The 25,324-nt window shown below is 74.1% G+C and carries 22 protein-coding genes and 2 tRNA genes; 16 read left to right on the top strand and 8 right to left on the bottom strand.

The features are described 5' to 3' along the window. Positions 1-167 precede the first annotated feature (167 nt). Positions 168-692 carry an FBP domain-containing protein gene (locus AC3WT4_RS07385; protein WP_492315139.1) on the top strand — a complete coding sequence of 175 codons (525 nt, stop codon included), beginning with the start codon at positions 168-170 and terminating at the stop codon, positions 690-692. Further along, entirely contained in the window at positions 692-1,258 is a 567-nt protein-coding gene (locus AC3WT4_RS07390; protein ID WP_492315140.1) for a TetR/AcrR family transcriptional regulator, read from the top strand. Before AC3WT4_RS07385 ends, AC3WT4_RS07390 begins: the two co-directional genes overlap by 1 nt. A 28-nt stretch (positions 1,259-1,286) precedes the next feature. Here AC3WT4_RS07390 and AC3WT4_RS07395 read toward each other — a convergent pair whose 3' ends face one another. After that, positions 1,287-2,420, bottom strand: a complete 1,134-nt coding sequence (locus AC3WT4_RS07395; protein ID WP_492315141.1) for a diacylglycerol/lipid kinase family protein — start codon at positions 2,418-2,420, stop codon at positions 1,287-1,289. A gap of 264 nt (positions 2,421-2,684) precedes the next feature. Here AC3WT4_RS07395 and serS point away from each other — a divergent pair, with 264 nt between their 5' ends. Then, positions 2,685-3,968 carry a serine--tRNA ligase gene (gene serS, locus AC3WT4_RS07400; RefSeq protein ID WP_074805164.1) on the top strand — a complete coding sequence of 428 codons (1,284 nt, stop codon included), beginning with the start codon at positions 2,685-2,687 and terminating at the stop codon, positions 3,966-3,968. Continuing rightward, complete coding sequence (locus tag AC3WT4_RS07405; protein WP_255436924.1) at positions 3,965-4,795, top strand: HAD family hydrolase; 831 nt, start codon at positions 3,965-3,967, stop codon at positions 4,793-4,795. The genes serS and AC3WT4_RS07405 overlap by 4 nt, the downstream gene beginning before the upstream one ends. Before the next feature lie 44 nt (positions 4,796-4,839). On the opposite strand, the gene AC3WT4_RS07410 is transcribed toward AC3WT4_RS07405, so the two are convergent. Together AC3WT4_RS07410 and map are read right to left on the bottom strand one after the other, a co-directional pair. Then, on the bottom strand, positions 4,840-5,850 hold the full coding sequence (locus AC3WT4_RS07410; RefSeq protein WP_492315142.1) for a hypothetical protein: 1,011 nt from the start codon (positions 5,848-5,850) through the stop codon (positions 4,840-4,842). 135 nt (positions 5,851-5,985) lie between these two features. Continuing rightward, positions 5,986-6,777 (bottom strand): type I methionyl aminopeptidase, encoded by a 792-nt coding sequence (map, locus tag AC3WT4_RS07415; protein WP_074805170.1) that lies wholly within the window; start codon positions 6,775-6,777, stop codon positions 5,986-5,988. A 189-nt stretch (positions 6,778-6,966) separates the two neighbouring features. Here map and AC3WT4_RS07420 point away from each other — a divergent pair, with 189 nt between their 5' ends. The 5 genes from AC3WT4_RS07420 to AC3WT4_RS07440 all read left to right on the top strand — a co-directional run bounded on the left by AC3WT4_RS07420 (position 6,967) and on the right by AC3WT4_RS07440 (position 12,805). Further along, complete coding sequence (locus AC3WT4_RS07420; RefSeq protein ID WP_034652570.1) at positions 6,967-7,977, top strand: LacI family DNA-binding transcriptional regulator; 1,011 nt, start codon at positions 6,967-6,969, stop codon at positions 7,975-7,977. 273 nt (positions 7,978-8,250) lie between these two features. After that, entirely contained in the window at positions 8,251-9,654 is a 1,404-nt protein-coding gene (locus AC3WT4_RS07425) for an ABC transporter substrate-binding protein (RefSeq protein WP_108049196.1), read from the top strand. A gap of 178 nt (positions 9,655-9,832) precedes the next feature. Continuing rightward, a complete protein-coding gene (locus tag AC3WT4_RS07430) occupies positions 9,833-10,816 on the top strand; it encodes a carbohydrate ABC transporter permease (protein WP_492315143.1) in 984 nt (327 codons plus the stop codon). Then, entirely contained in the window at positions 10,813-11,763 is a 951-nt protein-coding gene (locus AC3WT4_RS07435) for a carbohydrate ABC transporter permease (RefSeq protein ID WP_492315144.1), read from the top strand. Before AC3WT4_RS07430 ends, AC3WT4_RS07435 begins: the two co-directional genes overlap by 4 nt. Before the next feature lie 121 nt (positions 11,764-11,884). Further along, entirely contained in the window at positions 11,885-12,805 is a 921-nt protein-coding gene (locus AC3WT4_RS07440) for an EamA family transporter (protein ID WP_492315145.1), read from the top strand. A 13-nt stretch (positions 12,806-12,818) separates the two neighbouring features. Here AC3WT4_RS07440 and AC3WT4_RS07445 read toward each other — a convergent pair whose 3' ends face one another. Next, entirely contained in the window at positions 12,819-13,451 is a 633-nt protein-coding gene (locus tag AC3WT4_RS07445; RefSeq protein ID WP_175007467.1) for a proteasome activator, read from the bottom strand. A gap of 54 nt (positions 13,452-13,505) precedes the next feature. Continuing rightward, positions 13,506-14,537 carry an NAD(P)H-quinone oxidoreductase gene (locus AC3WT4_RS07450; RefSeq protein ID WP_492315146.1) on the bottom strand — a complete coding sequence of 344 codons (1,032 nt, stop codon included), beginning with the start codon at positions 14,535-14,537 and terminating at the stop codon, positions 13,506-13,508. Between the two features lie 176 nt (positions 14,538-14,713). Here AC3WT4_RS07450 and AC3WT4_RS07455 point away from each other — a divergent pair, with 176 nt between their 5' ends. The 5 genes from AC3WT4_RS07455 to AC3WT4_RS07475 all read left to right on the top strand — a co-directional run bounded on the left by AC3WT4_RS07455 (position 14,714) and on the right by AC3WT4_RS07475 (position 20,810). Further along, positions 14,714-18,661: a sensor histidine kinase gene (locus AC3WT4_RS07455; RefSeq protein WP_492315147.1), complete on the top strand. Its 3,948-nt coding sequence runs from the start codon at positions 14,714-14,716 to the stop codon at positions 18,659-18,661. A gap of 36 nt (positions 18,662-18,697) precedes the next feature. Continuing rightward, positions 18,698-19,147 (top strand): roadblock/LC7 domain-containing protein, encoded by a 450-nt coding sequence (locus AC3WT4_RS07460; protein ID WP_021483502.1) that lies wholly within the window; start codon positions 18,698-18,700, stop codon positions 19,145-19,147. 10 nt (positions 19,148-19,157) lie between these two features. Beyond that, positions 19,158-19,568 carry a DUF742 domain-containing protein gene (locus tag AC3WT4_RS07465; protein WP_021483501.1) on the top strand — a complete coding sequence of 137 codons (411 nt, stop codon included), beginning with the start codon at positions 19,158-19,160 and terminating at the stop codon, positions 19,566-19,568. 445 nt (positions 19,569-20,013) lie between these two features. Beyond that, on the top strand, positions 20,014-20,625 hold the full coding sequence (locus AC3WT4_RS07470) for a GTP-binding protein (protein WP_074805799.1): 612 nt from the start codon (positions 20,014-20,016) through the stop codon (positions 20,623-20,625). Positions 20,626-20,725: 100 nt separating this feature from the next. After that, positions 20,726-20,810 (top strand) — tRNA-Ser (locus AC3WT4_RS07475). 45 nt (positions 20,811-20,855) lie between these two features. On the opposite strand, the gene AC3WT4_RS07480 is transcribed toward AC3WT4_RS07475, so the two are convergent. Further along, entirely contained in the window at positions 20,856-21,023 is a 168-nt protein-coding gene (locus AC3WT4_RS07480; protein ID WP_257418352.1) for a hypothetical protein, read from the bottom strand. A gap of 491 nt (positions 21,024-21,514) precedes the next feature. Here AC3WT4_RS07480 and AC3WT4_RS07485 point away from each other — a divergent pair, with 491 nt between their 5' ends. Together AC3WT4_RS07485 and AC3WT4_RS07490 are read left to right on the top strand one after the other, a co-directional pair. Then, positions 21,515-22,792, top strand: a complete 1,278-nt coding sequence (locus AC3WT4_RS07485) for a threonine/serine exporter family protein (RefSeq protein ID WP_074805196.1) — start codon at positions 21,515-21,517, stop codon at positions 22,790-22,792. An 86-nt stretch (positions 22,793-22,878) separates the two neighbouring features. Continuing rightward, a tRNA-Ser gene (locus tag AC3WT4_RS07490) sits at positions 22,879-22,967 on the top strand. Positions 22,968-23,144: 177 nt separating this feature from the next. Here AC3WT4_RS07490 and AC3WT4_RS07495 read toward each other — a convergent pair. Both AC3WT4_RS07495 and AC3WT4_RS07500 read right to left on the bottom strand, forming a co-directional pair. Then, positions 23,145-24,518 carry a hypothetical protein gene (locus AC3WT4_RS07495; protein WP_074805199.1) on the bottom strand — a complete coding sequence of 458 codons (1,374 nt, stop codon included), beginning with the start codon at positions 24,516-24,518 and terminating at the stop codon, positions 23,145-23,147. Beyond that, the gene (locus AC3WT4_RS07500; protein ID WP_257418351.1) at positions 24,515-25,282 is read right to left on the bottom strand and encodes an ABC transporter ATP-binding protein; all 768 of its coding nucleotides are present in this window, start codon (positions 25,280-25,282) and stop codon (positions 24,515-24,517) included. The genes AC3WT4_RS07495 and AC3WT4_RS07500 overlap by 4 nt, the downstream gene beginning before the upstream one ends. Positions 25,283-25,324: the final 42 nt, after the last annotated feature.

Consider the following 25,324-nt stretch of genomic DNA (forward strand, 5'->3'; position numbering starts at 1 on the left):
CCAGCCTACGGGGGTGCGTCACGCCGCCTCCGACCGTGGCGGCGGCGTCGTCGCAGGTCCGCGCGCGACGCTCACGCGGCCTCCACGCCGGCTGCGCGCAATCCGCTGGACGTATCAATTTGGTGCCGTGTACAACTTGTATCCATGTACAACTTTCAGGACCGACCGTGCGCGCTCTGACCCGCACCGAGGCGCGGGCCGCGATCGTCAACGTCGACCCGGCGGAGGGGAAGATCCGCCTGCCCGGCCACTTCGACGACCTGCGCTGGGAGGAGCTCGACTACCTCGGGTGGCGCGACCCGCGCGCGCCCTCGCGGGCGTTCCTCGTCGCGGACGTCGACGGGCGCGCGGTCGGGGCGCTCCTGCGCCAGAGCCCGAGCCACGCCGAGGTCGCGTCGCGCGCCGTGATGTGCGCGCTGTGCCGGTTCTCGCGGCGGTTCAACGAGGTCGCGTTCTTCGCGGCGCACCGGCCGTCGCGGGACCCGAGGAAGCGGCTCAGCAGCGTGGGCCTCCTGCTGTGCACCGACCTCGACTGCCACCGCAACGTCCGGACCGTCCGGTCGGGCGGTCCGCTCGACCCCCCGCCCGACGAGGTCGTGCGAGCTCGTCGGGAGGGCCTGCGGACGCGTACCGTCGCGTTCCTGCACACCCTGACCGACGGCGCCCCCGCGGCGCGGACGAGGAGTCGTTGATGGCCTACCTGCCGCGCGCGGAGCGTCGGGACTCCATCGTCGCCGCAGCTGCGGCCGTCGTGCGCCGCGACGGTCTCGGGGCCGTCACCGCGCGCGCCGTCGCCGACGAGCTCGGCGGGTCCCCTGGGCAGATCCACCACCACTTCGCGTCGACGGACGCGCTCGTCGCCGAGGCGTGGCGGCGGTACGCGGACGTCGAGATCGTCCGGTTCGAGGAGGCCGCCCGCGGTCGCGCCGCCCGCGCCGCGCTCGAGCTCTTCTTCGAGGACCTGCTCGGGCCCGCGGGTGACGGGCAGGCGCTCGCCCGGTGGGCGGAGGCGGGGGCGCACGCGCAGCTGCGCCCCGTCGTCGCGCGGGCCTACGTCGAGACGCTCGGGCTCCTGACCGACGTCCTGGCGGACGCCCTCGGCGACCGGGGTGACGCGCGACGCCGGGAGGCGGCGGGGCGACTGCTCATGGTCGGCGTCGGGCTCGCCGGCCTCACCCGCGTCGGCGGGGAGCAGGTCGTCCCGCCGACGACGGTCATGCGGTCGGCGATCGACGCGGAGACGCCCCCCGCAGCCTGACCGCGCCCCGCGGGCTCGACGCCGCGCGTCAGGCCGTGCGCACCACCAGCGCGCCGGGGTCGACGCGGGTCTCGATCTCGACCGCGAGGCCCAGCACGTCGCCGTCGACCTGCGCCTGCTCGCCCTCCTCGACCCGTACCCGCACGCGCCGGGCCCGCGCGTGGTCGATGCGCCCGATCTTGGCGGGCAGGTCGTTCCGGACGCCGAGCCCCTGCATGACGACCTCGCCGAAGAGCTGCGCCCAGCCCATCACTCCGCCGCGCGTGTCGACCGCGGCGACGTCGAGCACGCCGTCGTCGATCACGGCGTCGGGCAGGAGCGTGATGCCCCCGGGGAGCCGACCGCAGTTGCCGATCATGAGCGAGCGCAGCCGCGCGTCGACGGGCGGGGAGTCGTCGAGCTGGATGCGGGCGCGCATGCGCCGACCGTGCAGGTGGCGGATCCCGGCGACGAAGTACGCGACCCACCCGACCTTGGCCTTGAGCTCGTCGTCGGCGTCGGCGACCATCGCGGCGTCGAACCCGAGGCCCGCGATGACGAGGAAGATGTGCTCCTTGCCGGGGGCCCGGGCCGGGTCGAGGGTCGTGCCCTCCACGTCCCCGGGGCCCGCGGGGTCCGCGTACCGCAGGACCGTGACCCAGCCGACGTCGATCGGGCGGTCCGACCCCGCGATCACGACGGCGAGCGCCGCGCGGGCGTCGCCCACGGGCAGGTCGAGGTTGCGCGCGAGGAGGTTGCCCGTGCCGACGGGCACGAGGCCCATCGTGCGGCCGCTGCCGACCATGCCCTCCGCGACCGCGCGGACCGTGCCGTCCCCGCCCACGGCGACGACGACGTCCGCCCCCTGGGCGAGCGCGGCGCGCGTCTGCCCGACGCCCGGGTCGGCGATCGTCGTCTCGAACCACAGCGGGTCGGGGAGCGCGGCGTCGGCGAAGGCGCGGCGCACCACGGCCTCCAGCCCGACGACGTCGGGCTTCGACGGGTTCGCGACGAACGCGACGAGCTCGCGCGGGTCGTCGTCGGCGGGCGTCTCCTCGACGGGGAGGTCCGCGCCGTGCGCGCGCCGCAGGCGCGACTGCTGGGCGCGCAGCCCCAGCGCGACGACGAGGGCCACGACGGCGACGGCGAGCGCCGCGATCGCGACCCAGAGGGTCCAGGCCATGGCGACACCGTAGCCGGGTCGCGGCTGTGGAGGACCACGACCGCCGCGCCGCCGGGTTCGTGAGGCTGCTGGCGTGATCGACCTCCGCCTGGGGAGGACCATGACCGCCGCGCCGCCGGGTTCGTGAGGCTGCTGGCGTGATCGACCTCCGCCTGGGGAGGACCACGACCGCCGCGCCGCCGGGTTCGTGAGGCTGCTGGCGTGATCGACCTCCGCTGTGGAGGACCACGACCGCCGCGCCGCCGGGTTCGTTAGGCTGCTGGCGTGATCGACCTCCGCCTCCTGCGCGACAACCCCGACATCGTCCGTGCCAGCCAGGTCACCCGTGGTGACGACCCCGCGCTGGTGGACGCCGCCCTCGACGCCGACGCGCGCCACCGCGCCGCGCTGAGCGAGTTCGAGAGCCTGCGTGCCGAGCAGAAGTCCCTCGGCAAGCTGGTCGCCCAGGCGCAGGGGGAGGAGAAGCAGGAGCTGCTCGCGCGCACCAAGCAGCTCGCCGCCGACGTCAAGGCGCGGCAGGCCGACGCGGACGCCGCGTCGGAGGAGCTGCGCGGGCTGCTGTTCCGCATCTCGAACGTCGTCGAGGGGGCGCCTCCCGGGGGCGAGGACGACTACGTCGTGCTGCGCGAGGAGGGCACGATCCGCGACTTCGCCGCCGAGGGGTTCACGCCGCGCGACCACCTGGAGCTGGGCGAGGGCCTGCGCGCGATCGACACCGAGCGCGGTGCGAAGGTCTCGGGCGCCCGGTTCTACTACCTCACGGGTGTGGGCGCGCGCCTCGAGCTCGCGCTGCTCAACGCCGCGATGGACACGGCGATCGCGGCGGGCTTCACGCCCGTCATCACGCCGACCCTCGTGCGGCCCGAGGTCATGCAGGGCACCGGGTTCCTGGGCGCGCACGCGGACGAGATCTACCGCCTCGAGAAGGACGACCTCTACCTCGTCGGCACGAGCGAGGTCGCGCTCGCGGGCTACCACGCGAACGAGATCGTCGACCTGTCGGGCGGCCCGCTGCGCTACGCCGGGTGGAGCGCGTGCTACCGGCGCGAGGCCGGCTCGCACGGCAAGGACGTGCGCGGCATCATCCGCGTGCACCAGTTCCACAAGGTCGAGATGTTCTCCTACTGCGACCCGGCCGACGCCGCCGCGGAGCACCAGCGCCTGCTCGGCTGGGAGGAGCAGATGCTGCGCCTCGTCGACCTGCCGTACCGCGTCATCGACACGGCGGCGGGCGACCTCGGGTCGAGCGCCGCGCGCAAGTTCGACTGCGAGGCCTGGCTCCCCACGCAGCAGCGCTACCTGGAGCTCACGTCGACCTCGAACTGCACGACGTTCCAGGCCCGCCGCCTCAACGTGCGCGAGCGGGTCGAGACCGACGGCAAGACGGAGACGCGGACCGTCGCCACGCTGAACGGCACCCTCGGCACGACGCGCTGGATCGTCGCGATCCTCGAGAACCACCAGCAGCCCGACGGGTCGGTCCGCGTGCCCGAGGGCCTGCGGCCGTACCTCGGGGGCCTCGAGGTCCTCGAGCCGGTGGTGGCGTGACGGACCCGCGGGAGACGGCCGGTGCGGCCGAGCCGCTGCTCGTCGCGCTCGACATCGACGGCACGCTCATGTCCTACGACCAGGAGCTGTCGGAGGACGTGCGCGACGCCGTCGCCGACCTGCGCGCGGCGGGGCACCACGTGGTGCTCGCGTCGGGCCGGTCGCTCATCGCGATGACGCCCGTCGCGGAGATCCTCGGGATCGACCGCGGCTGGGTCGTCGCGTCGAACGGCGCGGTGACCGCGCGGCTCGACCCCGACGAGCCCGACGGGTACGTGCTCGAGGACGTCGTGACGTTCGACCCGGGCCCGGCCCTGCGGCTCCTGCGCGAGCACCTGCCCGACGCGCGGTACGCCGTCGAGGACATCGGGGTCGGGTTCCGCATGAACGAGCTCTTCCCCGACGGCGAGCTCGACGGCGTGCACCGCGTCGTCGCGTTCGACGAGCTGTGGTCCGGTGAGGTGACGCGCGTCGTCGTGCGGGCGCCGGGGTCGACGAGCGAGCAGTTCCACGAGCTCGTCGAACGGCTCGGCCTCGACGACGTCACGTACGCCGTCGGGTGGACGGCGTGGATGGACATCGCGCCCCTCGGCGTCACCAAGGCGACCGGTCTGGAGCTCGTGCGACGCACCCTGCACGTCCAGCCGCACCGGACCGTCGCGGTCGGCGACGGGCGCAACGACGTCGAGATGCTCCGCTGGGCGGCGCGCGGCGTCGCGATGGGCCACGCGGACGACGTCGTGCAGGCGGCGGCCGACGAGGTGACCGCCCCCATCGAGGACGACGGCGCGGCGCGCGTCCTCCAGAGCCTCCTGCCCGCGCGGTAGCGCCCCGGCGCCGAGGGAGAGGGGCCCGACCGGGGCCGCACGCCTCAGGGCCGGGTGAAGGTGATCTTCCCCGTCGCGTCGCGCGAGACGGTCCCGGTGTACGAGGCGTGCACCTCGGCCGGCAGGTCGCCGCCGTCCCGGAGCAGGACGGTGTACCGCGCCGTCGCCTCGTACACCCCGTCGACGTACCGGATCTCCGGCCCGGGTTCGGCGAACCACTCCGTGCGGGAGCCCTCGCGCGCGTTCTCCACGAGCTCCGACGGGCATGACGGACCGGTGAGGCCTTCGTCCTCGCAGGCGGCCCGCAGACGTTCGACCGCCTCCTCCACTCCCGGCTCGACGTCGGGCATCAAGGTCGGGGTGAACGCGAAGCCCTCGGCGGCGACCTCGCCGTCCCGGACGACGTCGGGCACGTAGGCCGTGAACGTGGAGCCTCGGAGCAGACCTTCGAAGAGACCGTTCGGGTCGGTGTACTCGACGGCGTAGGCGCCGGGGAGCAAGGTGACCGGGGTGAGGTCCGCCGCCGGGTACTCGACCTGGCCGTTGACCGTCAGCGTGCCGGACACGGGCTGACCTGCGCCGATCGTGTCGGCGGTGGTGAGGTCGCTGATCGTGGTCCGGTCGCCGTCGCGGGTCGTCCGGACCTCCATGCTCACGGGGGCGTCGACGCCGTCGAGGCTGAACTCGACCGTGACGCTCGCACCGGCGGGCGAGCCGGAGGACGCCACGACGCGCGCATCGGTGGGCCGGGCCACGGAGGCACGGTAGAAGTCGTCGTCGACGAGGTCCTCGTCGAGGTCGATCGTGGTGAGCGCCGCGGCGTCGCTCGCCCTCCCTGCTTCCAGCTTCGCGAAGAAGTCCTCGACCACCGCGACGCTCTCGGTGGTGTCGGTGTCCGGCGCTCCCGGGGCGCACGCGACGAGCGTGACGGGGACGAGACCGCCCGTGAGGAGGGCCGCGGCTCGCCGTCGACGCCCGTCGCGGGGCCGGGCGTCCGTGGTCCGCGCCTTCCCGGCGTCACGGCTCAGGCCGCCTCCCAGAGCGTCGTGCGTCATCCTCTTCATCCTCTTCGATCGACGGCGGGGGCGTGGACGTCCCGGGCGCCACGCACGTCGCGCACGGTGCACCGCTCGACCTCGGGGTACCAGGGCTCTACCTCGCGGTACCGGGGCTCTACCTCGCGGGGGCGGTCAGTCGCGGGGCTCGCGGGCGGTGAGCACGACGGGGCCGTCCTCGGTGATCGCGATGGTGTGCTCGCTGTGCGCGCCGCGCGACCCGTCGGCGGAGCGGAGGGTCCAGCCGTCGGGGTCGGTGTAGATCTCGTCGGTGGTCTCGAGGAACCAGGGCTCGATCGCGATGACCAGGCCCGGCTTGAGCGGGAACCCGCGCTTGCGACGGCCGTCGTTGGGGACGTGGGGCTCGCCGTGCATGGTGCGGCCCACGCCGTGCCCGCCGAAGTCGGTGTTCACCGAGTAGCCCGCGGCGTGCGCGACGTCGGCGATGGCGGCCGAGATGTCGCCGACCTTCTTGCCCGGCTGCGCGGCGGCGATGCCCGCCTCGAGCGCGCGCTCGGTCGTCTGGATGAGCCGGGCGTCCGCCTCGCCGAGCGCGCCCGCACGCGGCGTGCCGACGACGAACGACAGCGCCGAGTCCGAGACCCACCCGTCGACGGACGCGGCGAAGTCGATGCTCAGCAGGTCGCCGTCGCGCAGCGCGTAGTCGTGGGGGAGGCCGTGCAGCACGGCGTCGTTCACGGACGTGCAGATCACCTTGCCGAACGGGCTGGCGCCGAACGACGGGTGGTAGTCGATGTAGCAGGACTCGGCCCCGCGGTCGCGGATCATCCGGTGCGCGATCTCGTCGAGCTCGAGCAGGTTCGTCCCGACCTTCGTGGCGGCCCGCACCGTGGTGAGGACGTCGGCGACGAACCGTCCGGCGGGCCGCATCTGCTCGATCTCCCGCGGGGTCCTCAGCTCGATCATCGTGGTCCTTCCGGTTCGCAGGTCGTGGTGCCCGACGACGGCACGGCGGGCTCGTGCATGCCGAGCGGTGCCGAGGGTGGGCCCGACCACGATATCGGTCCCGGCGGGAGCAAGCGCTTGCATCGATCTGCTCACGATGCGGCACGGCGCCTCGCCAGGGTCCGTCCCGGCGTGGCAGCATCACCCGTCGTGGCAGGTATCGACGACGTCGCCCAGGCCGCCGGGGTGTCCACGGCGACCGTCTCGCGCGCCCTGCGCGGCCTGCCGAACGTCTCCGAGGCGACGCGCCTGCGGGTGCTCGCGGAGGCGGCGCGGCTCGGGTACGTGCCCACGCCGTCGGCGTCGTCCCTGGCCACGGGGCGGACCCGCACGATCGGCGTGCTGACCCCGTGGGTGAACCGGTGGTTCTTCGCCAACGTCATCGAGGGTGCCGAGCGCGCCCTGCGCGACCTGGGCTACGACGTGCTGCTCTACACGTTCGACGTCCGCCGCACGTCGTCGCGCCGGCGGGTCGACCCGAGCGTGCTGCGCCACCGCGTGGACGGGACGCTCGTCGTCGGGCTGCCGCTGGACGACGACGAGGTGCGCTCGCTCGTCGGGCTCGCGCGGCCGCTGGCGTTCGTGGGGTCGGGGCCGGCGGAGCAGGTGACGGTCCGGCTCGACGACGTCGCGACCGGGCGGGCGGCGACGCGCCACCTGCTCGACCTCGGGCACCGGGTGATCGGGCACGTGACCGGAGTCCCGGACCTGGTGTCGTCGTGGTCCCCGCCCGTGGAGCGGGCGCGGGGGTACGTGCGCGCGCTCGAGGAAGCGGGCGTCGTCGTGCAGCCGGACCTCGAGGTGAACGGCGACTTCGACGTCGCGGGCGGGCGCGAGTCCACCGCGGAGCTGCTGCGCCGTCGTCCCGACGTCACCGCGGTGTTCGCGGCGTCGGACGAGATGGCGATGGGGGCGATCCTCGCGGCGCGCGACCTGGGCCTGCGCGTGCCGGAGGACCTGTCCGTCGTGGGCGTGGACGGGCACGACCTCGGCGAGCTGGTCGGTCTGACCACGATCGCGCAGGACGCCTACCAGCAGGGCTTCGACGCGGCGCTCCTGCTCCTCGACATGATCAACGGTGCCCCCGTCCCCGAGAGCCTGACCTACCCGACGGAGCTCGTCCGGCGCGGTTCGACGGCGCCGCTCGCGCCGAGCGCGTAGGCCGGTCCGCTCTCTCGTACCGCCGTGCGTGCCCCCGCGGGGGAACGCGGTGTGGGAGCGCGACCAGCCGCGCGCGGCCCGAGAGAGCGCGCACCCGGCCCGCGTGACGGAATCGTTACCCAAACTCGCCTCCGCTGTGCTTGCACCCGCGGCATGCAACCGCTTGCATGGTGGGAGGGCGAGAGCGCACCCGCGCTCGCGACGTCGCGATGCGCCCGGTCCCCACCGGACCGGGGTGACGGCGTCCGGACCCACGACGAGGTGGAGGCTGAGATGACCAGGACCACGAGGACCAGCGCGGCGCGTCGCCGCACGCTGGCGGTCGCCGCCGGCGGCGCGAGCCTCGCGCTCGTGCTCGGGGCGTGCAGCAGCGGGGGCGGCGGCGGGGGCGACGAGTCGCCCAGCGCGGAGGTGGACTGCGCCGACTTCGAGCAGTACGGCGACCTGTCCGGCAAGACCGTCTCGGTCTACTCGACGATCGTCGACACCGAGGCCGAGCAGCAGCAGGCGTCGTACGAGCCGTTCGAGGAGTGCACCGGCGCGACGATCGACTACGAGGGCTCCAAGGAGTTCGAGGCGCAGCTCCCCGTCCGCATCCAGTCCGGCAGCGCACCCGACATCGCGTACCTGCCGCAGCCCGGCCTCCTGCGCCGCATCGTCGCGGACTTCCCCGACGCGATCCAGCCGGTCGGCGACCAGGCCGCGGCCAACGTCGACCAGTACTACACCGAGTCCTGGAAGGAGTACGGCACCGTCGACGGCACGCTCTACGCGACGCCCCTCGGCGCGAACGTGAAGTCGTTCGTCTGGTACTCGCCGTCCATGTTCGAGGAGGCGGGCTACGAGGTCCCGACGACGTGGGACGAGCTCATGGAGCTCTCCGACCAGATCGTCGCCGACAACCCCGAGGGCGACGTGAAGCCCTGGTGCGCCGGCATCGCGTCCGGCGAGGCGACCGGCTGGCCGGCCACCGACTGGATGGAGGACGTCGTCCTGCGCACGGCGGGCCCCGAGGTCTACGACCAGTGGGTCAACCACGAGATCCCGTTCAACGACCCGCAGATCGCGACGGCCCTCGCCACGGTCGGCGACGTGCTGAAGAACGAGGACTACGTCAACGGTGGCCTGGGCGACGTGAGCAGCATCGCGACGACCGAGTTCACCGAGGGCGGGTACCCGATCATCGACGGCCTCTGCTACATGCACCGCCAGGCCACGTTCTACCAGGCGAACTGGACGACCCTCGACCCCGACCTCGAGGTGGCCGAGGACGGCGACGTGTGGGCGTTCTACCTGCCGGGCGAGTCGGCCGACGACAAGCCGCTGCTCGGTGGCGGCGAGTTCGTCGCGGCGTTCAACGACCGTCCCGAGGTCCAGGCCTTCCACGCGTACCTGTCGAGCCCCGAGTGGTCCAACGCCAAGGCGAGCGTGACCCCGCAGGGCTGGATCAGCGCGAACAACGGTCTCGACCCCGACCTGCTGCAGTCGCCGATGGACCAGCAGGCGTACGAGCTGCTCACGGACGAGAGCTACACGTTCCGCTTCGACGGCTCGGACATGATGCCCGCCGCCGTCGGCGCCGGCTCGTTCTGGTCCGAGATGACCGAGTGGATCGCGAGCGACAAGTCCGACCAGGCCGTGCTCGACGCCATCGAGGCGTCCTGGCCGACGTCCTGACCCGCGAGCGGCCCGGGGGCTGACGGCGCGGCGCGAGCCACGTCGTCGGGCCCCGGGCCCCGCGCGTCGACCCGGGGGCGGGTCGCCCGGGCGGGACCCGGGCGGCCCGCCCTCGGCGACCGTCCCTCGTCGTCCACCTCGTCGTCCCGGCCGCCGCCGGCCACCTCAGGAGCCTCACATGGACTGGTTGCTCGAACCCTCCGGGACGGGGGGCAAGCTCGCGGTGATGGTCGTCGCGATCCTGCTCTTCGTCGTCGTCATGGGTCTGATCCTCTTCCTCGTCGACCGGCCGAGGCGCGTGCCCGGCTGGGTCGTCGCGATCGCGTTCGCCGGGCCCGCGGTCGTCATGCTCGCGTTCGGCCTGCTGTACCCGGGGCTGCGCACCATCCGCGACTCGTTCTACAACCGCACGGGCTCCGCGTTCGTCGGGTTCGACAACTACGTCACCGCGTTCACGCGGGACGAGTTCCAGATCGTCCTGCGCAACACCGCGATCTGGGTCATCGTCGTCCCGCTCGTCTCGACGTTCCTCGGGCTGGTGTACGCGGTCGTCGTCGACCGGTCCCGCTTCGAGAAGCTCGCCAAGACCCTGATCTTCCTGCCCATGGCGATCTCCATGGTCGGCGCGGGCATCATCTGGAAGTTCATGTACGAGTACAAGCCGGCCAGCCAGCCGCAGATCGGCCTGTTCAACCAGGTCCTCGTGTGGCTGGGGCTGGAGCCGCAGCAGTTCCTGCTCAGCGCGCCGGCGAACACGTTCTTCCTCATCCTCGTGATGATCTGGATCCAGGCCGGGTTCGCGATGACGATCCTCGCCGCCGCGATCCGCGCCATCCCGGACGACATCGTCGAGGCGGCCCGGCTCGACGGCGTCGGCGGCATGCGGATGTTCCGCTACATCACGGTGCCGAGCATCCGCCCGGCCCTCGTGGTCGTCCTCACGACGATCGCCATCGGCACGCTCAAGGTCTTCGACATCGTCCGCACGATGACGGGCGGCCGGTTCGAGACGTCGGTCGTGGCGAACGAGTTCTACACGCAGGCGCTGCGCCAGGGCGAGCAGGGCCTGGGCGCCGCGCTCGCCGTCATCCTCTTCGTGCTCGTCATCCCGATCATCGTGTACAACGTGCGGCAGCTGAAGCAGGCGGAGGAGATCCGATGAGCACCCCACTGTCCGCCTCCGTGCCCGACGCCCCGCTCGTCGACGAGACCGTCGAGGAGGGCAGCGGCCAGGGCATCGTCGCCGGCCTCGACGCCCGCGCCGACAAGGTGCGCCGCAAGGTCTCCTCGCGGCCCGCGTCGATCATCGCGATCGTGCTCGCCGTCCTGTGGACGATCCCGACGTTCGGGCTCCTCGTCACGTCGTTCCGGCCGCCGCGCGAGATCCGCCGGTCGGGGTGGTGGGAGGCGTTCGCGAACCCGGAGTTCACGGTCGACAACTACACCGACGCGCTGTTCGGCGGCTCGACGAGCTTCGCGACGTACTTCGTCAACTCCCTCGTCATCACGCTGCCCGCGGTGATCATCCCGATCACGCTCGCGTCGCTCGCCGCGTACGCGTTCGCGTGGGTGAACTTCAAGGGCCGCAACATGCTGTTCGTCGCGGTCTTCGCGCTCCAGATCGTGCCCATCCAGGTCACGCTCGTCCCGCTGCTCACGCAGTACGTGGACTGGGGCATCGACGGCTCGTTCTGGCCCGTGTGGCTGTCGCACTCGATCTTCGCGCTGCCGCTCGCGATCTTCCTGCTGCACAACTTCATGAAGGACATCCCGCGCGAGCTCGTCGAGGCCGCCCGGGTGGACGGCGCGGGGCACGTGAAGATCTTCTTCCAGGTCCTCATGCCGCTCCTCGTCCCCGCCATCGCGGCGTTCGGCATCTTCCAGTTCCTCTGGGTGTGGAACGACCTGCTCGTCGCGCTGACGTTCGCGTCCGGCCAGGACACCGCACCCATCACGGTGCGGCTCGCCGAGCTGTCCGGCTCGCGCGGCGCGAGCTGGCACCTGCTCCCGGCGGGCGCCTTCATCTCGATGGTCGTGCCCGTGGTCGTGTTCCTCGCGCTCCAGCGGTACTTCGTGCGCGGCCTGCTCGCCGGCTCGGTCAAGGGCTGACGCCGGCCGCACCGAGCCCGTGGCGGCGGCCCGTCCCGCACGGCGGGCGGGCCGCCGTCGCACGCCCGGCGTGCGACGGCGCAGTGCGTGCGCAGTGCGGGCGCGGTCGTAGAGTCGGTCGGTGCCCACCCGAACCGCCGCCCTCGACCGCGTCCCGGCACCGGCGCTGTTCGTCGTCTCGGGCCTCACGCAGTACCTGGGTGCGGCGATCGCCGTCGGGCTGTTCGCCGTCGCCGGGGCGGTCGAGGTGGGGTGGCTGCGCATCGCTGCGTCCGCGCTGCTCCTGCTCGCCTGGCGCCGCCCGTGGCAGCGACGGTGGACGCGGCACGACCTCGCGTGGGCCGCGGTCTTCGGGGTCGCGCTCGCGGCGATGAACCTCGCCTTCTACGTCGCGATCGACCACCTCCCGCTCGGGACCGCCGTCGCGATCGAGTTCCTCGGCCCGGTCGCCGTGGCCGCGGTCACGGGCAGCGGCTGGCGCGAGCGCGGCGCCATCGCCGTCGCCGCGGCCGGGGTCGTGCTCCTCGCCGGCGTGACGGTCGGGTCCGACCTCCCGCACGACGACGCCGTGGTCGGCCTCGCGGCGATCGGCGTGGCCGCGGCGTGCTGGGCCGCGTACATCGTGCTCGGCCGCCGGGTCGCCGTCGGCGGCTCGGGGGTCACGTCGCTCGCGGTCGGGATGACCGTGGGCGCGCTCGCGTTCGGGCCGTTCCTCGCGCCGGACGCCGTCCCGGTGCTCGGCGACTGGCGGCACGCCGTGGCCGTCGCGGGGATCGCGCTGTTCTCGTCCGTCGTGCCCTACGCGCTCGAGCAGGTGATCCTGACCCGCGTCAGCGCGGCGACGTTCTCGGTGCTCCTCGCGCTGCTCCCGGCGACGGCGGCCGTGGTGGGCGCCGTCGTGCTGCGACAGGTCCCGAGCCCCCTGGAGCTGGTCGGCCTCGTGCTCGTCTCCGGGGCGATCGCCATGACCGCCGCGCGCCCGGGGACGCGCAGGCGCGGGGAGCCGGACGACGTCGCGCCGACCGACCCCCCGCCCGCCTGAGCGGGCCGGGACCTCAGAGGTACTGGCCGGGCGAGGGGCGGCCGTCGTGCTCGTCCGGACGCGGCTGCTGCCCCGGCATCCCGCCGGGCGCGCCCGGTCCCATGGGCGGCAGCGAGCCGGGCGGCAGGGCGCGGCGCATCTGCGAGAGCTGCGCCTGCGCGGCCATCTGCTGCGCGACGAGCGCCGTCTGGATGCCGTGGAACAGCCCTTCGAGCCAGCCCACGAGCTGCGCCTGCGCGACGCGCAGCTCCGCGTCGGTCGGGACGCTGTCGTCCGAGAACGGCAGCGTGATGCGGTGCAGCTCCTCGACCAGGTCCGGCGAGAGGCCCTCCTCGAGCTCCGTGAGGGACCGCTCGTGGATCTCCGCGAGCCGCGAGCGCGCCGCCTCGTCGAGCGGGGCGTCGCGCACCTCGTCGAGGAGCTTCTTGATCATGCCGCCGATGCGCATGACCTTCGCCGGCTCCTCGATGACGGTCGCCGGGTTGCGGTCGGGGTCGGTCGAGTCGTCGCTCTCGACGACGCTCACCCCCGTGCCGTCGGGCATGACCACGGTGGAACGGCCGGGCTCGTCGTCGCCCTGCGCGGTCGTCGCGGGGTCGGGAGCGGTGGGCTCGTCGGGACGGGGGTCGCGCGGTTCGTCAGCCATGGGTCCAGTCTTGCGCGTGCCACCCTCGCGCGCACCGACGGGCGCCCTCCGCCGTCACGGGACGAGCAGCACCTTGCCGAACACCTCGCCCGAGTCGAGCAGCTCGTGCGCGCGTGCCGCCTCGTCGAGCGGCAGCCGCGCGTGCACGACCGGCCGCACCCGGCCGTCCTCCACGAGGGGCCAGACGTGCGTCAGCACCTCGTGCACGATGCGCGCCTTCTCCTGCGGCGGGCGGGCCCGCAGCGTCGTCCCGGCCACCGTGGCCCGCCGGGCGAGGAGGAGGCCGAGGTCGAGCTCCGCGCGTCGTCCCTTCTGCATGCCGATGACGACGAGGCGCCCGCCCGTGGCGAGGACCTCGAGGTTGCGCGGCAGGTAGGCCGCGCCGACGACGTCGAGCACCACGTCCGCGCCGTGGCCGCCCGACGCGTCCCGCACCGCGGCGACGAAGTCCTCCGTGCGGTGGTCGACGGCGACGCTCGCCCCGAGCGCGAGGCACCGGTCGGCGCGTTCTCGGCCGCCCGCCGTCACGGCGACGTGCGCCCCGAGCGCCGCCCCGAGCTGGATGCCCACCGTCCCGACGCCGCCCGAGCCGCCGTGCACGAGCAGCCACTCGCCGGGCGCCAGACGGCCGACGTCGACCACGTTGCTCCACACGGTGCACACCGCCTCCGGGAGCGCGGCCGCGTCCACGAGGTCGACCCCGTCGGGGACCGGGAGCACCTGCGTCGCGCGCACCCGGACCTGCTCCGCGTAGCCGCCGCCGTCGAGCAGCGCGACGACGCGGTCGCCGACCGACCAGCCCGACACCGCGTCCCCGACGCGGGCCACCGTGCCCGAGACCTCCAGGCCCGGCCAGTCGGGTGCGCCCGGCGGCGGAGGGTAAGATCCAGCGCGTTGTAGCAGGTCAGCACGGTTCACGCCAGCGGAAGCGACGTCCACCACGAGCTCGTCCGGCCCAGGGGTCTGGTCAGGGAGCGTGGAAACCGTTAGTTTCTCAGGGCCACCGGGGCCCGATATCGTGACGCCTCGCACATCGCCGAGACTACGCGGACGGCCCGGGGGGCGCCGGTTCGCCGACGGGGGCACCGCGGGACGAGGGCGATTGTTCGCGTTCCTCGCGGATTAGGTGTCCGGGAGCTGTGCACCGATAGTTAGTACGCACGACCGGGGAGCGAGCCCGGGAGGCGCCGCTGCCACGCGCGTCGACCATGCCGCCGAACGGGTGGACCAGGTGATGGAGGCAGGTTCGTATGCTCCGCAGGTTGAGCGTCCGCGGGAAGATCCTTGCGGCACTCGCGGTGCCCGTCCTCGTCCTCTTCGCCGCCGCGGCGATCATCTCGGCGCAGGCCATCGGGACCGCGCGCGACGCGAGCCAGACGAGCGCGCTCGTCGCGGCGCTCGCGGCGCAGGACGCGGCCGGGACGGAGATCGCGGCCGAGCGCACGTACTCGTTCCTCGACGCCAACAGCACGCGTGAGACGGCTGAGGAAGCCACGGCGCAGATGATGGCGCAGCGCGAGAAGACCGACCGCGCGCTCGACGCCCGCGACCGCGCGTACGAGCGGCTCAACACGTCGGCGCTCGACCCCCGCGTGCGCAAGGCGGTGGCCGACACGATCGGTGACCGGTCCGAGCTCATCGGTGTCCGCCAGGCGATCGACCGGTCCGGCCTCGGCCAGCTGCAGCGCAACTCGATGTACGGCGATCTCATCGACGCGGCGCTGGACGTGCCGCGCACGCTCGCGGACACCACCCCCGACCGCAGCCTCGCGCAGTACCTCGACACCTACGTGCTGCTCGACGAGCTGCTCGCGCAGCAGGCGCTCGAGCAGCCGCTGGCCGGAGCGGTGCTCCAGGCTGCGCAGGCGGGCCAGCAGAACACCGTCACCAACCAGCAGGCCGCCGTCCTCGTCACCACCGGAGACACGCTCGCCGGCCGCGCACGGGCCGCGGTCCGCCAGCTGCCGGGGGAGTTCCGCCTCGAGACGCCGACGGCGACCTACAACCAGATCCGGCAGAACCTCATCGGGTCCCGCCCGGCTGCCACGCCGCCCAGCCAGGCGGAGCAGTGGCCGAACCTCTCGCAGGAAGATCGCGACCAGACGGCCCCCGTGCGCGACGCCGTGCGCACCGAGACCGCAGAGAAGGCCTCGGACCTCGCGGGGGCGGCCACGACCCGCGCCGTGATCACCATCCTCGTGACGCTCGCCGCGGTCGTCGCCTCGATCCTCGTGGCGGGCTTCATCGCGCGCGCGATCGTCAACCCGCTGCGGCGCCTCACGGACGCCGCCGAGGACGTCCGCGAGCAGCTCCCGAAGCTCGTCGAGCAGGTCGCCGTCCCGGGCCAGGGCCCGGGCATCGACCTCGCGCCGATCACCGTCGAGTCCAGCGACGAGGTCGGCCAGCTCGCGACCGCGTTCAACGACGTGAACCAGACGACGATCAAGGTCGCCCGCGAGCAGGCCGCGCTCCGCGGCTCGATCGCCGAGATGTTCGTCAACGTGGCCCGCCGCGACCAGGTGCTCCTCAACCGCCAGCTCGCGTTCCTCGACGACCTCGAGCGCTCCGAGGAGGACGCAGGCACGCTGTCCAACCTCTTCCGCCTCGACCACCTCGCGACCCGGATGCGCCGCAACGCCGAGTCGCTGCTCGTGCTCGCGGGCATCGACTCGGGCCGCCGCGTGCGCCAGCCCATGCCGGCCTCCGACGTCATCCGCACCGCGTCCTCCGAGATCGAGCTGTACGACCGCGTGCGCCTCAACCTCGTCGTCGACCCGCTCATGCTGGGGCACAACGCGCTCAACGCCGCGCACCTGCTCGCCGAGCTCCTCGAGAACGCGACGATGTTCTCGGAGCCGCACACGCCCGTCGAGGTCACCACGGGCCGCGACGCGGACTTCGTGCACATCACGGTCCGCGACCACGGTCTGGGCATGACGGCCGAGGAGATCGCCGAGGCGAACCGGAAGGTCGCGACGCACGCGGCCTCGGACGTCGTCGGTGCCCAGCGCCTGGGCCTGTTCGTCGTCGGTCGCCTCTCGGAGCGCCTCGGCGCCAAGGTCCGCTTCAGCGCGGGGGGCGACGAGCAGGGCACCGAGGTCGTCGTGTCGTTCCCGGCGGTCCTCTTCGTCCCGGACTCGAACGTCCCGCTCCCGCAGCCGACGGACCCGCTGGAGACGCGCACCCAGGCCGCGGCGCAGCAGCTGACGAGCACGGGCGTGATGCCGGCGCTCCCCGCCGAGCCCGCCGCTCCCGCGCCCGTCCCGACGGCGTCCGTGGAGCCCGAGGCGCCCGCCGGTGTGCCCGTCGACCTCGACGCGCTCACCGACGGCACCACGCAGACCGGCATGCCGCGCCGCCGCTCCCGCACGGTCGACCCGGCGGCGGCCGCGCCCAGCGCGTCGTTCGCGTCGGGCCCGCAGACGGGCGCGATCGTGCTCCCGCCGCTCGCGACCCCGGCGCTCCCGGACGAGCTGCCCGCGGGGGACGAGGCCTGGACCCCGCCCGCGGAGGTGGCCCCCGCGACGTCGGCGCTCCCGAGCCGCTCCCGGGCCGCCGCGACCCCGGTCGAGCCCGTCTCGGCCGAGATCCCTGTGCTCGACGTCAGCACCCGCAGCGCGCTCTTCTCGAGCTTCCGCCCGGTGGGCGAGCGTCCGGTCACGGAGAACCCGGTCGAGCTCCCGGCCGCGCCGGACGTCACGGCGACCGACATCCCGCTCGTCGTCGACGTGCCGACGGCCGACGCGACGGTCCACCAGGAGGTCTGGACCCCGCCGGAGGTCGCGGAGCACCCCGCGGCCCCGAGCGAGGCGGCGGCTGAGCAGGCCTGGGCGCCCGAGCAGGCGTGGGCCCCGGAGCAGCCGGTCGAGCAGGCCTGGGCTCCCGAGCAGCCCGCGGAGCAGGCGTGGGCGCCGGAGCAGCCCGCCGAGCAGGCGTGGTCGCCGGAGCCCGCGCAGGAGCGCGCGGCCACGGGCTGGGCCCCGTCGTCGTTCGCCGACGCACCGCTCGACGCGACCCGGGTGGTGCCGCCCGTGGCGGCGCAGCCGGAGGAGCCCGTGGTCGAGCGCGCGCCGCTCGCGAGCCGGACCCCGACCGAGGCGCACGACGCCCGGCCCGTGGCGCCCTCCGCCCCGGAGCGGGCGGCGGACGTCCCGGTCGTGACCGAGGCGGACCACCGCGCCGCGGACAGCGCCGAGGAGATCCCCGCCGAGCTCACGTTCGAGGCGCTGCCGCGCTTCGAGGAGCTCATGGCGGACCTCCCGACGCGCCGGTCGCTGCGCGAGAGCCAGGTGCGCAAGCGCGGTCTCTTCGGTCGCCGTCCGCGGACGACCGCCACGCCCCAGGCGACGCGGCCCGCCGGCCCCTCGGCCGAGGCGCTCGCCTCGCGCCCGGCCGGGTCGGCACCGGCACCGGCCGCACCCGTCGCGCCGACCCCGTCGGCACCTGCGCCCGCAGCGCCGGCCCCGGTCCCGACGGCCGCGGCCTCGCGGCCGGAGCCGGGCGCACCGGCGCGCACGTCCGCGTTCGCGCCGCGCGCCGACCTGCCCGCCGCGCCGACGCCGTCCTTCGCCCCCGCGGCGCCGGCGGCTCCGGTGCAGGAGACGCGCAGCCTTCCGCCGGTCCAGGACGCCCCGTACCGCGCCGTCGACCGGCCGTCCGCGCCGGAGCCCGCCGCGTCGGCGTGGGCACCGGCAGAGCCGCGCCCCGAGCCGGCCCCTGCGGCCGGGTGGGACGCCGCCCCCGCCGGGGACGCGGCGTCGGGCTACGGGCCGCCGAGCCCGCTCGCCCGGCGCCCCGTCGCGGAGTCCCTCGAGCCGCTGGACGCGGGGTACGTGTCCGACTCGGTCGAGGCGCGGTCGGACTGGATGGCGTCGGCGGTGCTGTACGAGGAGATGTCCACCCTGCTGCAGGGCAGCACCGATTTCCAGGAAGCGACCTTGGCGGACCCGAACGACGGCATCTACCAGCCGCTCAAGGTCGACGCCGCGGCGTCGGGCCTCGCGCGACGCTCGCGCGGCGAGGAGCGCGACGGGTACGTCGACCGCTTCACGGCGCGGATCGACCGCGACCCGGAGCAGCTCCGGGCGCGCCTGTCGGCGTTCCAGTCGGCGACCGCCCGCGGGCGTGTCGAGGGGCAGGACGAGACGAGTTCGACGTGGAACCCCGAGGCCATGGATTATGTCCCTGATTCAGCGCCGCAGGCGCGGTGACGACATGCCGTCTGCGGCAACTGACGAGGAGGAACAGTGAACGCGCTCAGCACCGAGGCCACGAACTTCGGGTGGCTGCTCGACAACTTCGTGCGGACCGTACCGGGCAGCCGGCACACGCTCGTGGTGTCGGCGGACGGCCTGCTCATGGCGATGTCCGACCAGCTCGACCGGACGAGCGGTGACCAGCTCGCCGCGATCGTCTCGGGCATGTCGAGCCTGACCCGCGGTGCGGCCCGCCAGCTCAACGGCGGGAACGTCCGGCAGGCCATCATCGAGATGGACAACGGGTTCCTGTTCCTCATGAACGTGTCGAACGGCTCGGTCCTGGGCGTGGTGGCCGAGGCGAACTGCGACATCGGCCTCATCGGCTACGAGATGGCGCTCCTCGTCTCGCGCACGGAGGCGACCCTGACGCCGCAGCTCATCTCGGAGATGCGGGGTAGCCTTCCGGTCGACGGTGCGACCCGAACCCCGGTGGGATGAGGACTGATCGATGACGAACGTACCTTTCGGCAGCATGGGAGCCCACGACGGGTACGAGGCGGCGACCGTCCGCCCGTACGCGGTGACGGGTGGTCGCGTGCGGTCCGCCACCTCCGACCTCCCGCTCGAGGCGCTCGTCGAGGTCATGCCGGGCGCCGTGAACAGCTTCGGGCTGCCGCCCGAGAAGCGCTCGATCCTCCAGCACGCCGCGCACACGTACGTCTCGATCGCCGAGCTCTCCGCGCTCCTGCGCCTGCCGCTCGGCGTGACGAAGGTGCTCGTCGCGGACCTGCAGGAGGACAACTACATCACCGTCCACACGTCGACCCCGCTCAACGTCCACACGGGTCACGGCAGCAACCACTCGGGTCTGTCCCTGAGCGTCTTGGAGAGTGTTCTCAATGGCATTTCCACCCTCTGACGGCTCGGGGAGCGGGCCGCAGGCAGGGCAGCCGTCCGGGGCGAGCGGGGGTGCGCCCGGCGGTCAGCCGGCGCTGCGCCAGACGGCGTGGGCCCCGGTGAGCGCCCCCGTCGGCGTGCCGACCCAGGCGGCTCCGGCGGCGACGCCGCAGCAGCCGGCCGCGGCCCAGCCCGTCGCTCCGGCGACGCCGCAGCAGCCGGCCGCACCGCAGCCCGCGACGGCTCCGGCAGCACCACAGCCGGTCGCCCCGGCTCCGGCCGCCGCGCAGCCCGTCCCGGCTGCCGCCCAGCCTGCACCGGCGCCCGTCGCGCAGGCCGCCCAGCCGCGCACCGCGCCGCAGCCCCTGGCCGCCGCGCAGCCCGCGGCACCCGCGCAGCAGGCTCCCGCGCAGCCCGTGGCTCCGGTGCAGCAGGCCGCGCCCGCGCGGCCGGTCGCGGCGGCGCCCGTGGCCCAGCCCGCCGCGGCGGCGCAGCCCGGTGGCGCGGCAGGGGCGTCCCGGACCGCGCCGACGGTGGTCAAGATCGTCGTCGCGGGCGGCTTCGCCGTCGGCAAGACGACGTTCATCGGCTCGATCTCCGACGTGGAGCCGCTCAACACCGAGGCCGCGATGACGGAGCACTCGGTGGGCGTCGACGACGCGGGCGGCGTGTCCGACCGCAAGACGACGACGACCGTCGCGATGGACTTCGGTCGCGTGTCGCTCCCGGGCAACCTGTGGCTCTACCTGTTCGGCACGCCGGGCCAGGACCGCTTCCTCTTCATGTGGGACGACCTGGTCCGCGGCGCGATCGGTGCCGTCGTGCTCGTCGACACCGACCGCCTGGAGCAGTGCTTCCCGGCGATCGACTACTTCGAGTCGCGCAACATCCCGTTCGTCGTGGGCGTCAACTGCTTCGACGGCGTGGCCAAGCACAAGCTCGAGGACGTCCGCGAGGCGCTGCAGATCCCGCCGCACGTGCCGATGCTCTACACGGACGCGCGCTCGCGCGCGGCGACGAAGCAGACGCTCATCGCCCTCGTCCAGCTCGCGATGCGCCAGCTCCGCGGGGCGGCCTGACCGCACCCGCACCCCGCAGCACCGCACGACGGCGGGCCGCCCTCCACGGGGCGGCCCGCCGTCGTCGTGCACGGGCGGGGCGTGCCACAATGGCTCGCCGGGAGGGCTGACAGAGCGGCCTAATGTGACGGTCTTGAAAACCGTTGTGCGGCGACGCACCGGGGGTTCGAATCCCTCGCCCTCCGCAGACGAAGCGGGGCACCGGGGGACCGGTGCCCCGCTTCGCGTCGTCAGTCCTCGTCCACGTCCAGCGCGGCGAGCGTGAGGTCGGCCGACGTCCCGACGACCGCGAGGTCGAAGGTGTAGGGACTGACCGATGCCCACCCGTGGATCTCGTCGACCGGCCCGTCGCCCGGCCTGAGGACGGTGTTGGTGGACCACCGCGTGTCCGGCGGCATGTGCCCGACAAGGAGGGCCGCGACGGCTGCCGCCTCCTCGACGGAGAGCCGCGCGTCGCGGTACGCGAGGTGCCCGCGAAACGCTCGAACGAGGACGCGCTCCGCGTGGGACCGGGTGCACGGCTCCAAGGCCCACGGACCCGGGTTCTCGTCCGGCTCGGGCGGACTCTCCGGTGGTCCCCAGTCGAGGGAAGCTGCCGTCAGGAGCTCGTCGAGAGGGCGCCAGGAAGCGCGTGTGCGTCCCACCACCACGTGAGGCAGGTCGTGCTCCTTGCCTGCGACGTACGGTGCGAGCGCCCGACGGAGCGCCGGCGGCTCGATCTGCCAACGTGCCCGCCCGGGAGCGGAGGTCGGCTCTGCCGCGCTCGCCGCGCCTGCTCCGTCGTCCATGGGGGGGGACGCTACCCCGTCGGGCGGCTCCGGGGCTCTGGCCGGGCGTTCCGGGACCTTCGGCGAGTGCCGGGCGCGGGGCGGTACGGGATCATGGCGTCGTGACGCCTGAGCCCTCCCCGGCCGACGAAGCCGGTCTCGAACCCGTCGACCTCATCCGCCGGTCGGGTACCGTGCTGCGGATCGGTCGTCTCGCGCTGTCCGCGGGCACCGGCAGCTACCGCGTGAAGTCGCACATGACGCGCGCTGCCCGGGCGCTCGGCCTCGACCGCATCGCCGCGCACGTGACGCTGACGGAGATCACCGCGACGTCGTACCGGGGGCCGATCTTCCGCACGGAGCTCACCGAGGTGCGCTCCATCGGGATCAACGCCGACCGGCTCGCGCAGCTCGAGCGCTTCTCGGCCACGCTGCCGGCCGGGGCCGACCTCGACGAAGTCGACGCCGAGCTCGACCGGATCGCGCGGCGTGAGCCGCTCTACGGGGCCCTCCTCAACGCGCTGTGGGCGGGGATCGCCTGCGCCGCGTTCGCGTTCCTCAACCACGGCGGGCTCGTCGAGTGCGGCGCGGTGCTCGTCGCGGCGGCGCTCGGGCAGGGTGTGCGGCGCGCGATGCTGCACCGCGGCATCAACCAGTTCGGGGTGACGATGCTCGCGGCCGCGGTCGCGAGCATCGCGTACCTGGGGCTCGTGCTGGCGCTCTCCGCGCTCGCGGGGGTCGAGGGCGGGCACGAGGCGGGGTACGTCTCGGCGGTGCTGTTCCTCGTGCCCGGGTTCGCGCTCGTGACGGGCGCGCTCGACCTCGCGAAGCTCGACTTCTCCGCGGGCGTCGCGCGCGTGACCTACGCGCTGATGATCCTCGCGTCGGCGGCGCTGGCGGTGTGGGGCGTCTCCGCCGCCGCGGGGCTCGCCCCGGACCCGGTACCCCCGCCGGTCCTCGCGGAGCCCGTGCTGCTCGGCCTGCGGGCGGTCGCGAGCTTCCTCGGCGTGCTCGGCTTCGCGCTGATGTTCAACAGCCCCTGGGCGATGGCGCTCGGGGCGGCCTCGATCGGGATGGTCGCCAACGTGGGGCGTCTGCTCCTCGTCGACGCCGACGTCGTCCCGCAGGCGGCCGCCGCGGCGGCGGCGCTGCTCGTGGGGCTCCTCGCGGCGACGGTGGCGCCCGCGCTGCGCGTCCCCCGCATCACGGTGTCCGTCCCGGCCGTGGTCATCATGGTCCCCGGCGTCACGGCGTACCGGGCGGTGTACGAGTTCAACACCGGGGCGACGGCGCAGGCCCTCGCCTACGCCGTGGAGGCGGGCCTGGTGATCGTCGCGCTCGCGATCGGGCTCGCCGTCGCGCGCATGCTCACCGACCGCGAGTGGACCTTCGAGCGGTAGGAGGGGACGCCGTCGGGCCGGCGGTTTGGTCTGGTGGCGACGCCCTTGTACCCTGGGCGACGCAGGCTCTCCGCGGAGCACTGCGAGGAGACGTCGCATAGTCAGGTCTAGTGCGCCACCCTGCTAAGGTGGTAACGGGGCAACCCGTTCGAGGGTTCAAATCCCTCCGTCTCCGCTCAGGAAGGTCTCGGTGTGCACGCACCCGGGGCCTTTTCTGTTGCCCGGATCGCGTGGCCGCATCACGTGGCCCGGCGCGCGGGCGGGGCGGCCGGGCTCGTGGTCGAGCCCCTGCCGCCCCGGTACCGCCACCGACCCTCTGGCGCCCTCGGCGCCGTCCCCCTACGCCGTCCCCCTACGCCGTGCCGGTCGTCGCGAGCGCCGACCGCACGACGAACCGCGACGCGCCGGCCCCGGCGAGCACGAGCGCGGACGCGCCCAGCACGCACAGGAGGAACTGCAGGGCGACGCTCGCGTTCGTGAAGGCGTTGATGCCGAGGACGGGCACCATGAACAGCAGCACGGCGGCGGTCGCGACGCCCACGCTCACGGCGAGCGGCACGAGCGTCTCGCGGAAGCGCGCCCGGTCGAGCGTCCGCAGGTCGGTGCCCGCGAGGACGAGCGTGCGGTACTCGCCGCGCTGGTCGATGACCCGGCCCGCCTGCATGACGCCCGTCGAGACGGCGGCCAGGACGCCCGCGATAGCGAGGGTGAGGAAGCCGCCCGTCTTGATGTCGACGAGGAACTGGGCCTCCGCGGGGTCGGACGTCATGCCCGGGTCGAAGAGCGCGAAGATGCTCGCCAGGCCCGCGATGAAGGTCGCGAGCGCGACCCCGCCCACGGACCGCCACGCGGTCTTCGGGTTGTCCACGATGCGCCGCCCGGCGAGCAGCGTGGGCACGCGGCGTGCGGAGCCGGCAGTGATCCTGCCGACGACCCAGATCACGAACGGCCCGACGAGGTTGAGCGTCGCGAAGCCGATCAGCAGGATGACGACCACGACGGTGATCCCGACCGCGGCCGAGCCGAACGACAGGTTGGTCGCGACGATCATCGCGACGGCCGCGAGCCCCGTCGCGAGCAGGCGCACCGCCTTGAGGCCCGGGGGAGTGACGCGCGCGGCGACGCCGAGCGGCGTGATCGCGACGCGGCGGAGGCTGACGAGCGCCGACACGAGCGCGACCGCGACCACGAGCACGACGGCGCCCAGCAGGGCGGGCACGCCGACCCACAGCTCGCCGACGTCGAACGTGCGGCCCTGGAAGCGCAGCTGCGCGACGAGCGGCAGGAGGGCGCCGTAGCCGACCAGGCCGACGAGCGCCCCCGTGACGGCCTGGGCGGCGGCGTCGAGCACCGTGAGCGACGTGACCTGGCCGGTCGTGGCCCCCGCGAGCCGGAGCGCCGCGAGACGCGCGTCGCGGCGCGCGACGGCGAGCCGCGCGGCCGCCCCGCCGAGCGTGACGAGCGGGATGAGCAGCAGCAGCGAGGCGATGCCGGCGAAGATCGGGTACTGCGTGTCGTACGACGTCACGGCCGCGTCCACGCCCTCCTGCATGCCCTCGATGCCCCCGGCACGGCTGAGGAACGCCCCGAACCCGCCCACGACGACGAGCAGGATCGCGGTGGTCGTGGCGAAGGCGATGACGGCGAGCACGTTGGTCAGGCCCTGCGGGTCGCGCTCGTCGGCGCTGCGGCGGCGCAGGAGCCACCAGAGGTCGACGGTCCTCATCGGGCGCTCTCCTGACCGGGGGCGGCCGGGGCCGCGACGTCGTGGCCGGGCGCGAAGAACTCGCCGGAGATGAGCCCGTCGCGCATCGTCACCGTGCGCGAGCAGTGCCGCGCGACCCCGGCGTCGTGGGTCACGACGACGAGCGCGGCGCCCGAGTCGCGGGTCGCGCGCGTGAGGACGTCGAGCACCTCGGCGCCGGTCGACTGGTCGAGGGCGCCCGTCGGCTCGTCGGCGAAGACGACGCCCGGCGACCCGACGAGGGCGCGCGCGATCGCGACGCGCTGGGCCTGCCCGCCGGAGAGCTCGCCCGGCCGGCGCTGCTCCATCCCGGCGAGGCCGAGGTGCGCGAGCCAGCGGGCGGCGACCGCGGTGGCCTCCGCGCGGGTCGTGCCGGCGAGCATGAGCGGCAGGGCCGCGTTCTCGACGGCGGGCAGCTCGGGCAGGAGCTGGCCCGACTGGAAGACGAAGCCGAAGTCTTGGCGCCGCAGGATCGTGCGCCGTGCCTCGGAGAGCGTCGTGACGTCCTCGCCGCGCCACGACACCGAGCCGGACGACGGCGTGATGATGCCCGCGAGGCAGTGCAGGAGGGTCGTCTTGCCGGACCCGGACGGGCCCATGATGGCGAGCGACTCGCCGGGGTGCACCGTGAGGCTCACGCCCGCGAGGGCGTGCGTCGCGGTCTGCGCGGAGCCGTAGACCTTGGTGAGCGCGCTCGCGACGAGGGGCGAGCCGCCGGGGACGGGAGTGGGGCCGGTGAACGTCATGCGTCGATCGTCCGCCGCGGCGGGGCGCTGCCGCGTCGGGCT

This window comes from Cellulosimicrobium sp. EB106-03-01-XG111 (genome assembly GCF_058792115.1).

Coding starts and splice junctions, on each gene's coding strand:
- AC3WT4_RS07390 (WP_492315140.1), top strand. CDS start 692: ATGGCCTACCTGCCGCGCGCGGAGCGTCGGGACTCCATCGTCGCCGCA.
- AC3WT4_RS07395 (WP_492315141.1), bottom strand. CDS start 2,420: ATGGCCTGGACCCTCTGGGTCGCGATCGCGGCGCTCGCCGTCGCCGTC.
- AC3WT4_RS07410 (WP_492315142.1), bottom strand. CDS start 5,850: ATGACGCACGACGCTCTGGGAGGCGGCCTGAGCCGTGACGCCGGGAAG.
- map (WP_074805170.1), bottom strand. CDS start 6,777: ATGATCGAGCTGAGGACCCCGCGGGAGATCGAGCAGATGCGGCCCGCC.
- AC3WT4_RS07425 (WP_108049196.1), top strand. CDS start 8,251: ATGACCAGGACCACGAGGACCAGCGCGGCGCGTCGCCGCACGCTGGCG.
- AC3WT4_RS07430 (WP_492315143.1), top strand. CDS start 9,833: ATGGACTGGTTGCTCGAACCCTCCGGGACGGGGGGCAAGCTCGCGGTG.
- AC3WT4_RS07435 (WP_492315144.1), top strand. CDS start 10,813: ATGAGCACCCCACTGTCCGCCTCCGTGCCCGACGCCCCGCTCGTCGAC.
- AC3WT4_RS07445 (WP_175007467.1), bottom strand. CDS start 13,451: ATGGCTGACGAACCGCGCGACCCCCGTCCCGACGAGCCCACCGCTCCC.
- AC3WT4_RS07465 (WP_021483501.1), top strand. CDS start 19,158: ATGACGAACGTACCTTTCGGCAGCATGGGAGCCCACGACGGGTACGAG.
- AC3WT4_RS07480 (WP_257418352.1), bottom strand. CDS start 21,023: ATGCCGCCGGACACGCGGTGGTCCACCAACACCGTCCTCAGGCCGGGC.
- AC3WT4_RS07495 (WP_074805199.1), bottom strand. CDS start 24,518: ATGAGGACCGTCGACCTCTGGTGGCTCCTGCGCCGCCGCAGCGCCGAC.
- AC3WT4_RS07500 (WP_257418351.1), bottom strand. CDS start 25,282: ATGACGTTCACCGGCCCCACTCCCGTCCCCGGCGGCTCGCCCCTCGTC.